Raw genomic sequence first — 14,507 nt, 5'->3', positions numbered from 1 at the left:
CAATTCACAGACGAAAGAATTGACAATTGAGCACATCAACAGAAATTTCAGGCAAAAAAAAGTAGCATTGCGACGGTTCAGCACATGCTACTTATTAACTGGTAAAATCGTGAAACTCTTTATATTTTAGTTTTGTTGAAAATAATCCTTGAGTAATGTTCCAGCTCTTCCTACTACGATCGCCATAACGATTGCAATTACTAGAAACATCCACATTGAAATCTCCATAGAGACCTCCTACACTTGTGTATCTATTTTTGATAGATACTAGATTGGCGTTCATCATCGATATTCACGGGAGAGTGATATATTGACGACACTTTCAATCTCTTTCTCTTGATCACTGCAATTTGTGGTTGACGTGATTCAAGATATTCCCTGAGTAAAGTTCCTGCTCTTCCTACTACAATCGCAAAAATGATTGCGATCACCAGAAACGACCATGTTGGAATTTCCATTTAGAACCTCCACCACCCTTTACGTTGGTGTTTGTACTTTAACGAAAATAAATCAGACTTGATCGCCAGATTGTCTGACAATCATGACTTTCACGATTTTTTAGAGTATTTAATCTAACAATTTAAAAAAAATAGCGATGAAAATAAGATAAGTTTATGAAATTTATATTATTATATATTTTTTACAGTTGTATAATTGTCTAACAATTAGCTGAGTTTTGCGCGTATTTTTAACTTTTTCCATTGCGAATGTGACAATTGATCCCACCAGACGATGCAAGTTTTATGCTTTTCATGAGAAAAATACACGGCAATATAGAGTTGGTGATCCAATATTTTGACGATCTGCCTACGCTGAATTTTTAATGCAGGATCAGAAAATTCGAATGAACAGTGCTGATGATCTAAGTATTCAAAGCGTCGGATCTGAGGCTGCCTCAAGAAAAAGAACCACGAGATCGTCATTCCCACAAGACTAAGTAGCCACCATCCAAGGGTGACTAAAGCATAAAGTAAACTCAGGAGGAAGATAAACAGCAAGAGTTGCAACACAAACGCAAACCTGCTGTATTGCAACTCAAAAACATGCTTAGCCGTGTACATAATGTTTGAGTTTGAGAATAAAGTCTTTTAATTCTGCACGAGGCGGTTCCCCAACCTCCATAAACCAGTCCAATAAATCGGGGTCTTCTTGATCGACAAGCTCGGCAAATAAGGCTTTTTCTGCCGCATCGGCAGTCAAATAGTAGTTTTTAACATAGGGATCAAAATACACGTCAATTTCTTTTAAACCACGACGTGCACGATACACGACCTTACGCTGTTCCAGTGTCATTTCATCAGACATGATGGGCTCCGCAATGCAACAATTTTCCCATAGTGTACCTGATCTCCCCGATGAAGTTCTTAGAGATTTTTCTCAAGTGACCAAATACATCAATCAAATTGAGCATTGATCACATTGTTCACTATTTTCGATTTCTTGTATGGTGAGCAAGAAGATTTAAATCCAACACACTAGGGAAAAATAACAAATGCAATCAGGTGCTATTCGTCCAGTTCCAAACATGCTCCCACGCAAACTGTTTACTTCAGATCACGAAGCCTTCCGCGAAACCGTGCGCAAATTCTATGAAAAAGAAGTGGTTCCCAATATTGAAAAATATGAGAAGCAACAACATGTGGATCGTGACTTATGGAATAAGGCAGGTGAACTTGGCTTGCTCTGTACGACCATGCCAGAGCAATACGGGGGTTCAGGAGTCGATCGCCTTTACAGCATGATTCTCATTGAAGAACAAGCCTATGCCATGGATTCAAGCACAGGTTTCTCTTTGCATTCAGACATTGTCGCCAACTATATCAACAACTTTGGTAATGAAGTACAGAAACAACACTGGTTACCGAAGATGGCCACAGGTGAAGCGGTCACCGCCATTGCCATGACTGAGCCAGGAACAGGTTCAGATCTTCAGGCCGTGCGGACGACTGCAGTACTTGATGGTGACGAATACGTCATCAATGGTTCAAAGATCTTTATTACCAATGGTTATCTCTGCGATATGGCGATTGTGGTCTGTAAGACTGGCAACAATGAAAAAGGTTCAGCCAATTTATCATTACTTATTGTGGAAGCAGATCGTGCAGGCTTTAGCAAAGGTAAGCCTTTGAATAAAATCGGCATGAAAGGTCAAGATACCTGTGAATTGTTCTTTGACAATGTCCGTGTCCCGAAAGAAAACCTACTGGGTATGGAAGGTATGGGCTTCATCATGCTGATGAAAGAATTGGCTTGGGAGCGTATGTTAGTGGCGATTATCTGCCAAGCAGGGGCAGAAGCTGCCTTTGCCCATACGGTACAATACACCAAAGACCGTAAAGCCTTCGGCAAAGCGATTAGTACCTTCCAAAATACTCGCTTTAAACTGGCAGAATTACGTACTGAAATTGATTTCTGTCGAACCTATCTGGATCGATGTATGGAACTCCAACTCGAAGAAAGCTTGGGGGTTGATGCCGCAGCCGCTGCCAAATACAAGATTTCAGATATGTTCTCAAAAGTCGTGGATGATTGCTTACAACTACATGGCGGCTATGGTTATATGCTGGAATATCCAATTGCCCGTGCTTACATCGACAACCGTGCCAATCGTATCTATGCAGGTACCAATGAAATCATGAAAGAACTAATTTCACGTACGCTCTAATCAATCGATCCAACTGGATACAAAGTGGGATCATGCCGAATACATGATCCCATTTTTATTTATTTGTTAGCAGCCTTTTCAGTGGCTTGTGCTGACTGTGGATTCATACGTGCCGAGAGCTGTTTAATGGAAGGATTATCCATATATTGCTGCATGGTGGTATTTAATGCGGTACGGGCATTCTGAGTGGTGAAATGTGCAACTTCAGCACCGACATCACTGGCTTTTTTTGCCCAAGCCTTGCCTTCAGCAGACTGATAGAAATTCAAAGCCGCCTGTAATTCCTTTTCACTAAAGCTCTCGACATAACGCTGTACAATAAATTGCTTACGCTGTTCACTATTCAGGTTCTTGCTTAAATCCGTATAAAAGCTTTCAGGTAGATCTTTGGGCAACCGCATACGAATTTGCTCGACAATCATTTTATCGGTATTTTGCAAACCCTGCTCTGTCCCATCTACTGACACCAACTTTTGTGCAGTAACTTGTTTTTGTTTTAGATCATCTGCAAAGGCAAATGTACTGAGTAATAATGTCCCCAAGATGAAGATTTGCTTCATTGAATTGTCCCTAATCTAAATGTTCTAATCTGCTCAATATACGCGATATTGCTTAGATTTAAAGCCTCATTGCAAATAAAAAAACCCTATGCAAGCGCACAGGGTTTTTATGAACGAAATAAATGAGTTATGACACTAACTTTGGTTTACGCTCCACTTGCTCACCACGTTTATGGAAGTGTAAGACTTCGTCATTGAATGATGCATCTTTCAATTCTTTACGGTCGGCAAGATAGTTATTGGTAATTTTCCACGGTGCTTTTTTACCTTGCTTCGGCATCACATTGGCCGCACGTGCAATATAACCCGAAGACATTTTGCCCATAATGGTATCGTGTTCACGTAATGCTGGATCGGCGTGTGCAATCACTTCGTCATAGCCATTTTTATCCATGTGATTGAGTAAGCGACAGATATAATCCGCTGCAATATCAACTTTCAATGTCCAAGAGGCATTGATATAGCCAATGATCATCGCCATGTTTGGTACATCGCTGACCATCACACCTTGATAGAGCATATGCTGAGAAGTATCCATTGGCTTACCATCAATCGTGCCTTTCACCCCACCCAAGATCTGGATTTCCAAACCTGTTGCAGAAATCACAATATCGGCTTCAAGGTGTTTTCCTGATTTCAATTGAATGCCGTTGGCAGTGAACTTTTCAATTTGATCTGTTTCAACACTGGCATGGCCTTCACGCAATGCTTTGAATAAATCGCCATCTGGCACGACACACAAACGTTGATCCCACGGGTTATAGCTTGGGGTAAAGTGTTTCATATCCACTTTACCTTTCAACTGCAACTCAATACCTTTCAACAATAAGCGACGTACTGTTTTTGGATATTTCTGTGCCAAGGCATAAATACCACGTTGCATGCCGATATTACGTGCACGGGTAAATTTATAAGCGGTTTCTTCAGACATAAATTTACGGGTTTTTTCATAAATAAAGTCAATTGAAGGAATCGTAGCAATATACGAAGGCGAACGCTGTAACATGGTGACATGTCCTGCCCCGCCTTTCACCATTGAAGGAACAAGGGTAATTGCAGTAGCACCACTACCAATGATCACCACTTTCTTACCTGTGTAATCTAGGTTTTCAGGCCAGTGTTGCGGGTGAATCAATTGACCTTTGAAATCTTCTTGTTTCGGGAATTTCGGCGCATAGCCCTGATCATAGTTATAATAACCGGTACAGCCCATCACAAAATTTGCTGACCAGGTTTGCTTTTTCTTATTGCTGTCTTCGATTTCAACTGACCATTTTTTCTTGCTTGAATCGTAGTTTGCAGACAATACACGATGACCAAAGTGAATTTTCTCTTTTAACTGATTTTCACTGATCACATCACTTAAATAGCCCTTGATTTCAGCACCACTGGCCAAGACTTTGTCTTTTGCCCATGGTTTAAAATTAAAACCAAAGGTTGACATATCCGAGTCAGAGCGAATCCCAGGGTAACGGAATAAATCCCAAGTTCCACCAAAGCTATCACGACGTTCTAAGATTTCGAATTTACGTTGTGGGCAGTTCTTAGACAGATGTACAGCTAACCCAATCCCAGAGATACCTGCACCAATAATTAATACATCAACTTGCTTTTCCATTTTTTTTATACCCTGTATAAACCATGACTTTATTAAAGCACAAATTTGACAATACGCAATGTCAAGTTTGGTCATTCATCGGTTTTTTCATATCACTTCGGGACATTTTTAAGAAATTGATGGGCAAAAAATCCTGAGATTTCTGCTTGGATTTCGTTCAGTAAGATGATTTGCTTTCGTAGAAGAATAAAATTTCCTATACTCCCAGAATGCCTAGAGAAATATTTTTCTCAAAAAGTCGGAAGGAAAATAGATTCTAAAAAATCAACATAAAATGAGAAAGTTTTGTAAAAGCCGTTGGAGTACACCACTCCTTAAAACGGCCGAAGATAAAAACATCTATGAAAAGGAAAACTATAATAATTTTATGCAGGCATATTGGGGAGTTATAATATTAGTATCTGTTTCATTCAAATATACTCATATGCTAATTTAAGATACGAAACGGCTTGCGTTCTACCACATTACACCAAACCTTTTTCATTCATCTTTTCTAAATTATTTTGTGCATCAGTATTTCCTTGGACTGCAGCCTTGTTAAACCACTCAAATGCTTTTTCAAAATTTTGTACTACACCATAGCCGTTTTCATATAATACTCCCAGATTATATTGTGCCCCAGCATCGCCTTGAACCGCGGCCTTGCTAAACCATTCAAGCGCTTTTTCATAACTTTGAGCTACCCCAAGTCCCTGATAATACATTGAACCGAAGTTATTTTGCGCATCTTTACTTCCTTTATTTGCTGCTTTTTCAAAGCACTCAAATGCTTTCGTATTATTCTGGGCTACACCTTGACCAACAACATACATCACTCCAAGGTTATTTTGTGCCCCAATATCGCCTTGAATCGCTGCCTTAGTAAACCATTCAAACGCTTTCTCATAATTTTGTACAACACCAATGCTATTGTAATACATTGATCCAAGGTTATATTGTGCTTCTCGATATCCTTGAGCAGCGGCTTTGCTATACCATTTAAATGCTTTGGCATAATTTTGTGCTATACCTTGACCATGCTGATACATCACTCCAAGGTTATTTTGAGCACCTGCATTACCTTGTGTAGCTAATTTAGTATATATATCGAATGCTTTTTCATAATTTTGTACTGCACCGGTACTATTTTGATACATCGTTCCAAGATTCTTTTCTGCATCCTTACATCCTAAAGCAGCCGCTTTACTATAGTATTCCAATGCTTTGTCAATATTTTGAGCTACACCTTGACCATGGTGATACATCCACCCAAGGTTATTTTGAGCACTTGCATTACCTTGTGTAGCTAATTTACTATATATATCGAATGCTTTTTCGTAATCTTTTATGACGCCTTGACCACGCTGATACATCACGCCAAGGTTAAATTGTGCATCCGAATTATCTTGAGCCGCAGCTTTGTTATACCATTTCAATGCTTCTTCATAATCTTGCACAACACCTTCACCATGCTGATATAAAGTACCAAGATTAAATTGTGCATTTACACATTCCTGAGCAGCAGCTTTCTTAAACCATGCTAGTGCTTTTTCATAATCTTGTACTACACCCTCACCATGCAAATATAAAACACCAAGGTCATTTTGTGCATCCACATTTCCTTGATCAGCCAATCTCAGCGTATATTTGAATCTAAGATATTCTGCAAAAGTTGGTGTAATAAAAAACAATATATAAATAGTTATACGAAATAGTCGATCTTTAATATTCATATTTTTAATCTACAAAATCATTAATTTAATTTATTTCTAATAAAATTAAAATAAATTTATCTAATTTAAGCTTATTAAAATACTACCTATTTCTAGTTTATTTTTAATAAAGATTATTATTTAAACAAAAAAATTAAGAGTCAAAATTATTTTAAAAAAGCAATAAAAAAGGCCGGTTATTACACCGGCCTTTTTTGGAACAACTGACTGTTCTACACGTAGAAGTATTATTTTACTTCACGGTCAACGAGTTCAACGTAAGCCATCGGTGCAGCATCACCTGCACGGAAGCCCGCTTTAAGAACACGAAGATAACCGCCGTTACGTTCTTTGTAACGAGGGCCAAGAACGGTAAATAATTTACCAACAGTTGCTGCAGAACGAGTACGAGCAAACGCTAAACGACGGTTTGCTACTGTATCGTTTTTAGCTAAAGTGATTAAAGGCTCAGCAACGCGGCGAAGTTCTTTCGCTTTAGGTAAAGTTGTTTTAATTAACTCGTGCTCTACTAAAGCATTTGTTAAATTTTGGAACAACGCCTTACGATGGCTGCTTGTACGGCCTAATTTCACACCACTATTACGATGACGCATGGTGATAGTCCTACTTAATTAACGGCTACGATAGGCAAAACGGTCATCCATACGGAGACTAGCTGGTGGCCAGTTCTCTAAACGCATGCCGAGTTGTAAACCTTTCGATGCCAAAACATCTTTGATCTCTGTTAACGATTTTTTACCTAAGTTAGGAGTTTTTAACAACTCAACTTCGGTACGTTGAACAAGATCACCAATGTAGTAAATATTTTCTGCCTTCAAACAGTTAGCAGAACGAACAGTAAGCTCGAGATCATCTACTGGACGAAGCAAGATCGGGTCAACTTCTTCGCGAGGTTCTTGAGCAACAGGCGTTTGATCTTTCTGAAGATCAACAAAAATTGCAATTTGTTGTTGCAAGATTGTTGCCGCTTTGCGGATTGCTTCTTCTGGATCAACAGTTCCGTTAGTCTCAAGATCGATCACTAACTTATCAAGATCGGTACGTTGTTCAACACGAGCATTTTCTACTGTGTATGAAACACGCTTGATTGGGCTATAAGAAGCATCTAACTGTAAACGACCTACTGGACGTGTTTCGCCTTCAGGGAAACGTGAGTCAGATGTTTCATAACCACGACCTTGAGCAACTTTCAGGCGCATTTTCAATGAACCTGTAGAACTCAAAGTACCGATTAAATGATCAGGGTTAACCACTTCAACATTATGAGGTAAACGAAGGTCAGCTGCAGTTACGTCACCCGCCCCTTGTTTCTCTAATGTCAAATATGCTTCATTTTGATCGAACAGCTTAATAGACAATCCTTTTAGGTTCAGCAAGAGCTCGACGATGTCCTGCTGCAAGCCTTCTAAAGTACTGTACTCGTGCTCGACACCTTCTATTTCTACTTCAACCACAGCAGCGCCAGGTAAAGAAGACAATAGAATGCGACGTAAAGCATTACCTAGAGTATGACCAAAGCCACGCTCTAAAGGTTCCAGAATCACTTTTGCCGAGGTCCCGCTTACCGCTTCGACCTTGATCGCTTGCGGAGTTAGAAACTCGTTTGCAGTACGCGTCATTTATTGCTACCTCAAGGATTATTTAGAATACAATTCTACAATCAAGCTTTCGTTGATTTCAGCAGGTAAATCAGAACGATCTGGCGCAGCTTTAAACGTACCTTCTAACTTAGAATGGTCAATTTCCATCCAAGCAGGGATACCACGTTGAGCAGCTAATTCAATTGCGTTTTTAATACGTAATTGTTGTTTAGCGCCTTCGTGTACTGCAATTACATCACCAGCTTTAACTTGGATAGATGCAATGTTAACACGACGACCGTTCAAAGTGATGCTACGGTGAGATACTAACTGACGAGCTTCTGCACGTGTAGAACCAAAACCCATGCGATAAACAACGTTATCAAGACGGCTTTCAAGCAATTTCAACAAGTTTTCACCTGTTGCGCCTTTCACACGAGCAGCTTCTTTGTAGTAGTTACTAAATTGACGCTCTAACACACCGTACATACGACGTACTTTTTGTTTTTCACGTAATTGTAGTGAGTACTCTGATTGTTTGCTACCACGAGCTCCGCCGTGTTGGCCAGGAGCTTTAGCATGTTTTTTAGTCTTAACGTCAAACGGTTTAACGCCAGATTTTAATTGCAGGTCTGTCCCTTCGCGGCGAGAGAGTTTGCATTTTGGACCAATATAACGAGCCATGAATGTTTCTCCTTACACGCGACGTTTTTTAGGTGGACGGCAACCGTTGTGCGGAATTGGAGTCACATCGGTAATGCTGTTAATTTTATAACCCACTGCACCTAATGCACGAACCGCAGATTCACGACCAGGACCAGGACCTTTTACAAGGACGTCCAAGTTTTTCAAACCGTAATCTAAAGCAGCTTTACCAGCAACTTCAGCAGCTACCTGAGCAGCAAACGGTGTTGATTTACGTGATCCACGGAAGCCTTGTCCACCTGAGGTAGCCCAAGCCAATGCATTACCTTGACGATCGGTAATCGTAACAATGGTGTTATTAAAAGAAGCGTGAATGTGTGCGACACCTTCAGAGACGGTACGAGTGACCTTCTTGCGTGCGCGAGTATCTTTAGCCATCTTTTAGCTTCCAGAAATCTTATTTCTTAATCGGTTTGCGCGGACCTTTACGGGTACGTGCGTTAGTTTTGGTGCGTTGTCCACGGACAGGCAAGCTGCGACGATGACGAAGACCGCGGTAGCAGCCTAAATCCATTAAACGTTTAATGTTCATGGAAATTTCGCGACGTAAATCACCTTCGGTCGGAACCTTAGCAACTTCTGCACGAATCGCATCAAGCTGAGCATCATCTAATTCACGGATCTTTGTAGTTTCAGTGATACCTACAGCAGCCAAGATGTTCTTAGCAGTGTGGCGACCTACACCAAAAATATACGTGAGAGAGATAACAGCATGCTTGTTATCCGGAATGTTTACACCGGCAATACGAGCCATTCAATTTTCTCCAAAAAGGCAGTCAAGATAATCAACCGCCCCACAAAAATCTTGAGGGGCGGATAATAACCTAATTAGCCTACTGAAATCAACAGGTCTTAATTAAATTAACCTTGACGCTGCTTATGACGAGGTTCTGCGCTACAAATTACGCGAATAACCCCATTACGACGGATAACTTTACAGCTACCACAAATTTTCTTTACAGAAGCTTGTACTTTCATGATGAAACCTTCTAAGTGCGCTTATCCCTTAGGATGAGCAGTCGTTTTTCTCATTAACGTTTGATTATCATATTGATGCGAAGTAAGGTGCGCTTGGAGTTGCGCCATAAAGTCCATTACTACTACCACTACAATCAGTAACGATGTCCCACCCAAATGGAATGGAATACCGAACGAGCTTTGTAGCACCATAGGCATTAAACACACTACGGTAATGTAGATTGCACCAATGAAGGTCAAACGGTTAAGAATATGATCTAAATAACGAGCCGTTTGCTCACCTGGACGGATACCAGGCACATATGCCCCGCTACGCTTTAAATTCTCTGACACTTCTTTAGGGCTAAATACTAGCGCCGTATAGAAATAACAGAAGAAGATAATTAACGCGCCAAAGAGCATCAGATACAACGGCTGTCCAGGCGATAACACCAATGCCAGATCTTGTAGGCTACGCTTCACAATCCCTGCATTTGGATCAGCACTTCCCAACCACTGTCCCAAGCTCGCTGGAAATAATAACAATGAGCTTGCAAAAATTGCTGGAATCACACCTGCCATGTTAATTTTTAACGGCAAATGTGTTTGCTGTGCAGTAAATACACGACGACCTTGCTGTTTTTGTGCATAGTTCACTGGAATACGACGTTGTGCTTTTTCAATAAACACGATCGCAGCTAAAACGGCTAATGAGAGTAAGCCGAATACCGCTAATCCAATTAAACTACCCTGACCATTCTGTACAGACGTAAACGACTGAATCACAAGATTTGGCAAACCTGCCACGATCCCTGCGAAAATGATCATCGAGATACCATTACCAACACCACGTTCGGTAATTTGCTCGCCCAACCACATCAAGAACATTGTTCCTGCAACTAACGATGTTACTGCTGGAACATAGAATGCCAAGCCTGAGGTTAAGGTAATACCTTGACTGATCAAGCCAGCACACATCCCTACACCTTGCACTAGGGCAAGAAATAAGGTGCCATAACGTGTGTATTGATTGATTTTACGTTTGCCTTGCTCGCCTTCTTTTTTCAAAGCTTCCAGCGAAGGAACCACCGTAGACATTAACTGCACGATAATCGATGCAGAAATGTATGGCATGATCCCTAACGCTAGAATCGACATGCGTTCTAATGCACCGCCAGAGAACATATTAAATAAACCTAAGAAGGTACCTTCATTAGCTTTAAAGAAATGTGCTAGCGCTACATTATCAATCCCCGGCAACGGAATATGCGCTCCTAGTCGAAAGACCAACAACGCGCCAATCAAGAACATTAATCGACGAATAATTTCACGGTATTTCACATGAAACGGTTGGCCTTTCATCATGTTGACATGACCTGAAGAACTAGGAGTCATAGACACTCGAGATTACTCCTCGACTTTACCGCCAGCAGCTTCAACAGCAGCTTTAGCGCCTTTAGTCAACACAACACCTTTAACAGTGAATGCGCGAGTGATTTCACCAGAAAGAACGATGCGAGCACGAATTTGGTCACGACGAACAACATTCGCAGCTTTTAAAGTTTCAAGGCTAACAACATCACCTTCAACTTTATTCAGCTCAGACAAACGTACTTCAGCAGTTTTCAAAGCGATTTGGCTAGTGAAGCCGAATTTTGGTAAACGACGATATAACGCTGTTTGACCGCCTTCAAAGCCTGGACGAGTACCACCACTTTTACGTGAGTTTTGACCTTTGACACCACGGCCACCAGTCTTACCAACGCCAGAACCGATACCACGGCCTAGACGACGGTTATCACGCTTAGCACCTTCTGCAGGTGCAAGTTCATTTAAACGCAGAGTCATGGCTTATTCCTCTACACTAACCATATAGTAAACTTTGTTGATCATACCACGGTTAGAAGGCGTATCTTGCACTTCTACAGTATGACCAATACGACGCAGACCTAAACCTTGAAGGCAAAGTTTATGATTTTTTAAACGATGCGAAGAAGATTTAGTCTGGGTAACTTTAATCGTTTTCATGATTGATTACCCTTGAATTTGTTCTACTGAAAGACCACGTTTCGCAGCGACTTTCTCAGGAGAAGTCATATCACGCAAACCTTTGAAAGTTGCGTTTACTACGTTAGCAGCATTTGTAGAACCATAACATTTAGCAAGTACGTTATGTACACCTGCAGCTTCAAGAACAGCACGCATAGCGCCACCAGCAATTACGCCAGTACCTTCTGAAGCAGGTTGCATGTATACACGGCTTGCGCCATGACGAGCATTCACAGGGTGTTGTAAAGTCGTACCCGCGAGGTCTACAGTAATCATGTTACGACGAGCAGCTTCAAGTGCTTTAGAAATAGCAGCTGGAACTTCACGTGCTTTACCACGACCAAAACCTACACGACCATTACCATCGCCCACAACAGTTAATGCTGTGAAAGAGAAGATACGACCACCTTTAACAACCTTGGCTACACGATCAACGGCAACCAGCTTTTCAACGAGACCTTCGTTTTGTTCAACTTTCGCCATGATTAGAACTCCAAACCGCCTTCACGAGCAGCATCAGCCAAGGCTTTGATACGACCATGATATTTAAAACCAGAACGGTCAAATGCAACTTTGGTAACACCAGCTGCTTTAGCACGTTCTGCGATCAAAGCACCAACTTTCGTAGCTGCATCTACATTACCTGTAGTACCGCTACGCAAAGATGCATCTAAAGTTGAAGCTTGCGCTAAAACTTTTCCACCATCTGCTGAAATAACTTGCGCATAGATGTGACGCGGCGTGCGGTTTACACACAAACGAGTCGCACCCAATGCACGAATGTGCAAGCGTGTGCTTTTCGCACGACGCAAACGGGTTTGTTTCTTTTCGTTCATAAGAACCTCGCGCCTTATTTCTTCTTAGCTTCTTTACGAAGAATAACTTCATCCGAATAACGAACACCTTTACCTTTATATGGTTCAGGAGCACGATATGCACGGATTTCCGCTGCCACTTGACCTAACATCTGCTTGTTTGCTGATTTCAAAATGATTTCAGTAGCAGTTGGAGTTTCCGCTGTTACCCCTTCAGGTAAAGCGTAGTCAATCGGGTGTGAGTAACCAAGGTTAAGGTTTACAACAGTACCTTTAACCGCAGCTTTATAACCAACACCAACAAGCTGTAACTTACGTTCGAAGCCTTCGCTAACACCTTTTACAAGGTTGTTCAATACAGCGCGAGCAGTACCAGCTTGCATCCAAGCGTCTTTCGACTCTTTAGCCGGAGCAAGTTGAAGTTTACCTTCTTCCTGTTTTAGCTCGACCAGCGCATGCAGGTTGAAAGACAATGTACCTTTGCTGCCTTTCACTTCGACCTGCCGGCCGTTCTGAGTAACTGTTACACCATTAGGTACAGTTACTGGGGCTTTAGCCACACGAGACATGAGGAATCACCTATTAAGAAACAAAAGCAATAACTTCACCACCGATGCCCGCAGCACGTGCAGCGCGATCAGTCATGATGCCTTTGCTTGTAGAAACAATTGCAATACCTAAACCTTGCTTAACGCTAGGAATTTTATCTTTACCGCGGTATTGGCGAAGACCTGGACGGCTTACGCGCTTAACGGTTTCGATAACTGGTTTGCCTTCGAAATATTTTAAAGTAATTGTCAGCGTAGCTTTTGTCTCTTCTTGAGCAACTGCTACATCTGAAATATAACCTTCTTGTTGAAGTACGTTTGCAATTGCAACTTTCAACTTAGAAGAAGGCATAGAAACAGTTTGTTTCTTTGCCATTTGTGCGTTACGAACACGTGTTAGCATGTCGGCAACGGTATCTTGCATACTCATTTAGTCGCTCCTTACCAGCTTGCCTTAACAACGCCTGGTACATCACCCTGCATTACTGTGTCACGTAATTTGTTACGGCTTAAACCGAACTTACGGAAGTAACCATGAGGACGACCAGTTAAACCACAACGGTTACGAAGACGTACTGGAGATGCGTTACGCGGCAATGCCTGTAACTTTAATGTCGCTTCGAAACGTTCTTCGTCACTTGCATTTACATTTGCAATCGTTGCTTTTAATTCAGCACGTTTTGCAGCGTATTTAGCAACTGTCTTTTCGCGTTTCAATTCGCGATTAATCATACCTTTCTTAGCCATATCGACCTCTTATTTGAACGGGAAGCCGAATGCACGCATAAGCGCACGGCCTTCGTCATCGCTACGAGCAGTGGTCGTAATAGTGATATCTAAACCACGGATACGATCAATTTTGTCAAAATCGATTTCAGGGAAAACGATTTGCTCTTTTAAACCCATAGAGTAGTTACCACGACCATCAAATGATTTCGCAGAGAAACCACGGAAGTCACGGATACGAGGGATTGCGATCGAGATCAAACGATCCAAGAATTCGTACATTTGGTCGCCGCGTAAAGTAACTTTACAACCGATCGGCCAACCGTCACGGATTTTGAAACCAGCGATTGATTTACGCGCAAGCGTCACAACTGGTTTTTGACCAGCAATGAGTTGCATATCAGCAACAGCGCCATCTAATAATTTCTTATCAGTTGCAGCTGCGCCTACACCCATGTTAAGGGTGATTTTCGTGATGCGAGGAATATCCATCACGTTCTTAACGCTAAGTTCTTCTTGTAACTTCGCTTTAAGTTCGTCGTTGTAACGTGCTTTAAGTCTGGCCATTGCCT

Annotated in this window: 22 protein-coding genes; 1 reads left to right on the top strand and 21 read right to left on the bottom strand. The window is 41.4% G+C overall.

The features are described from left to right. Nucleotides 1-251: 251 nt before the first annotated feature. The 3 genes from F907_RS13655 to F907_RS13665 form a co-directional block, all read right to left on the bottom strand. Nucleotides 252-458, bottom strand: a complete 207-nt coding sequence (locus F907_RS13655) for a hypothetical protein (RefSeq protein ID WP_005276100.1) — start codon at nt 456-458, stop codon at nt 252-254. Between the two features lie 207 nt (nt 459-665). Beyond that, nucleotides 666-1,061, bottom strand: coding sequence for a hypothetical protein (locus F907_RS19180; RefSeq protein WP_016651525.1), 396 nt, complete (start codon nt 1,059-1,061; stop codon nt 666-668). Next, nucleotides 1,048-1,305, bottom strand: coding sequence for an FAD assembly factor SdhE (locus F907_RS13665; protein WP_005276096.1), 258 nt, complete (start codon nt 1,303-1,305; stop codon nt 1,048-1,050). Before F907_RS13665 ends, F907_RS19180 begins: the two co-directional genes overlap by 14 nt. A gap of 187 nt (nt 1,306-1,492) precedes the next feature. Here F907_RS13665 and F907_RS13670 point away from each other — a divergent pair, with 187 nt between their 5' ends. Next, complete coding sequence (locus F907_RS13670) at nt 1,493-2,665, top strand: acyl-CoA dehydrogenase family protein (RefSeq protein ID WP_016651524.1); 1,173 nt, start codon at nt 1,493-1,495, stop codon at nt 2,663-2,665. A 59-nt stretch (nt 2,666-2,724) separates the two neighbouring features. On the opposite strand, the gene F907_RS13675 is transcribed toward F907_RS13670, so the two are convergent. The 18 genes from F907_RS13675 to rplE form a co-directional block, all read right to left on the bottom strand. Then, nucleotides 2,725-3,225, bottom strand: a complete 501-nt coding sequence (locus tag F907_RS13675; RefSeq protein ID WP_005276091.1) for a DUF2059 domain-containing protein — start codon at nt 3,223-3,225, stop codon at nt 2,725-2,727. Between the two features lie 127 nt (nt 3,226-3,352). Further along, the gene (locus F907_RS13680) at nt 3,353-4,843 is read right to left on the bottom strand and encodes a flavin-containing monooxygenase (protein ID WP_016651523.1); all 1,491 of its coding nucleotides are present in this window, start codon (nt 4,841-4,843) and stop codon (nt 3,353-3,355) included. A 464-nt stretch (nt 4,844-5,307) separates the two neighbouring features. Then, the gene (locus F907_RS13685; RefSeq protein ID WP_016651522.1) at nt 5,308-6,555 is read right to left on the bottom strand and encodes a tetratricopeptide repeat protein; all 1,248 of its coding nucleotides are present in this window, start codon (nt 6,553-6,555) and stop codon (nt 5,308-5,310) included. 227 nt (nt 6,556-6,782) lie between these two features. Beyond that, nucleotides 6,783-7,148: a 50S ribosomal protein L17 gene (gene rplQ / locus F907_RS13690; RefSeq protein ID WP_004641032.1), complete on the bottom strand. Its 366-nt coding sequence runs from the start codon at nt 7,146-7,148 to the stop codon at nt 6,783-6,785. Between the two features lie 18 nt (nt 7,149-7,166). Further along, nucleotides 7,167-8,174, bottom strand: a complete 1,008-nt coding sequence (locus tag F907_RS13695; protein WP_004657700.1) for a DNA-directed RNA polymerase subunit alpha — start codon at nt 8,172-8,174, stop codon at nt 7,167-7,169. A gap of 18 nt (nt 8,175-8,192) precedes the next feature. Beyond that, a complete protein-coding gene (rpsD, locus tag F907_RS13700) occupies nt 8,193-8,819 on the bottom strand; it encodes a 30S ribosomal protein S4 (RefSeq protein WP_004657698.1) in 627 nt (208 codons plus the stop codon). 12 nt (nt 8,820-8,831) lie between these two features. Next, on the bottom strand, nt 8,832-9,218 hold the full coding sequence (gene rpsK / locus F907_RS13705; protein WP_004281491.1) for a 30S ribosomal protein S11: 387 nt from the start codon (nt 9,216-9,218) through the stop codon (nt 8,832-8,834). A 19-nt stretch (nt 9,219-9,237) separates the two neighbouring features. Then, a complete protein-coding gene (gene rpsM, locus F907_RS13710) occupies nt 9,238-9,594 on the bottom strand; it encodes a 30S ribosomal protein S13 (protein ID WP_004657696.1) in 357 nt (118 codons plus the stop codon). 107 nt (nt 9,595-9,701) lie between these two features. Continuing rightward, nucleotides 9,702-9,818, bottom strand: coding sequence for a 50S ribosomal protein L36 (gene rpmJ, locus F907_RS18350; RefSeq protein ID WP_000867907.1), 117 nt, complete (start codon nt 9,816-9,818; stop codon nt 9,702-9,704). 21 nt (nt 9,819-9,839) lie between these two features. Next, entirely contained in the window at nt 9,840-11,159 is a 1,320-nt protein-coding gene (secY, locus tag F907_RS13715; RefSeq protein ID WP_171068368.1) for a preprotein translocase subunit SecY, read from the bottom strand. 45 nt (nt 11,160-11,204) lie between these two features. Continuing rightward, the gene (rplO, locus tag F907_RS13720) at nt 11,205-11,645 is read right to left on the bottom strand and encodes a 50S ribosomal protein L15 (protein ID WP_004804120.1); all 441 of its coding nucleotides are present in this window, start codon (nt 11,643-11,645) and stop codon (nt 11,205-11,207) included. 3 nt (nt 11,646-11,648) lie between these two features. Beyond that, nucleotides 11,649-11,825, bottom strand: coding sequence for a 50S ribosomal protein L30 (rpmD, locus tag F907_RS13725; RefSeq protein WP_000849088.1), 177 nt, complete (start codon nt 11,823-11,825; stop codon nt 11,649-11,651). A 6-nt stretch (nt 11,826-11,831) separates the two neighbouring features. Beyond that, entirely contained in the window at nt 11,832-12,329 is a 498-nt protein-coding gene (rpsE, locus tag F907_RS13730) for a 30S ribosomal protein S5 (RefSeq protein WP_004657688.1), read from the bottom strand. A gap of 2 nt (nt 12,330-12,331) precedes the next feature. After that, nucleotides 12,332-12,682 carry a 50S ribosomal protein L18 gene (rplR, locus tag F907_RS13735; protein WP_004775881.1) on the bottom strand — a complete coding sequence of 117 codons (351 nt, stop codon included), beginning with the start codon at nt 12,680-12,682 and terminating at the stop codon, nt 12,332-12,334. Between the two features lie 14 nt (nt 12,683-12,696). Continuing rightward, the gene (gene rplF, locus F907_RS13740; protein WP_005238560.1) at nt 12,697-13,230 is read right to left on the bottom strand and encodes a 50S ribosomal protein L6; all 534 of its coding nucleotides are present in this window, start codon (nt 13,228-13,230) and stop codon (nt 12,697-12,699) included. Between the two features lie 13 nt (nt 13,231-13,243). Next, the gene (gene rpsH / locus F907_RS13745) at nt 13,244-13,639 is read right to left on the bottom strand and encodes a 30S ribosomal protein S8 (RefSeq protein WP_004775883.1); all 396 of its coding nucleotides are present in this window, start codon (nt 13,637-13,639) and stop codon (nt 13,244-13,246) included. An 11-nt stretch (nt 13,640-13,650) separates the two neighbouring features. Further along, entirely contained in the window at nt 13,651-13,956 is a 306-nt protein-coding gene (gene rpsN / locus F907_RS13750) for a 30S ribosomal protein S14 (RefSeq protein WP_004641050.1), read from the bottom strand. Between the two features lie 9 nt (nt 13,957-13,965). Next, a complete protein-coding gene (gene rplE, locus F907_RS13755) occupies nt 13,966-14,502 on the bottom strand; it encodes a 50S ribosomal protein L5 (RefSeq protein ID WP_004657683.1) in 537 nt (178 codons plus the stop codon). Nucleotides 14,503-14,507: the final 5 nt, after the last annotated feature.

Source organism: Acinetobacter colistiniresistens (genome assembly GCF_000413935.1).
GTDB classification, from domain to species: Bacteria; Pseudomonadota; Gammaproteobacteria; order Pseudomonadales; family Moraxellaceae; genus Acinetobacter; species Acinetobacter colistiniresistens.
This window is presented reverse-complemented; position numbering and strand designations above follow the sequence as displayed.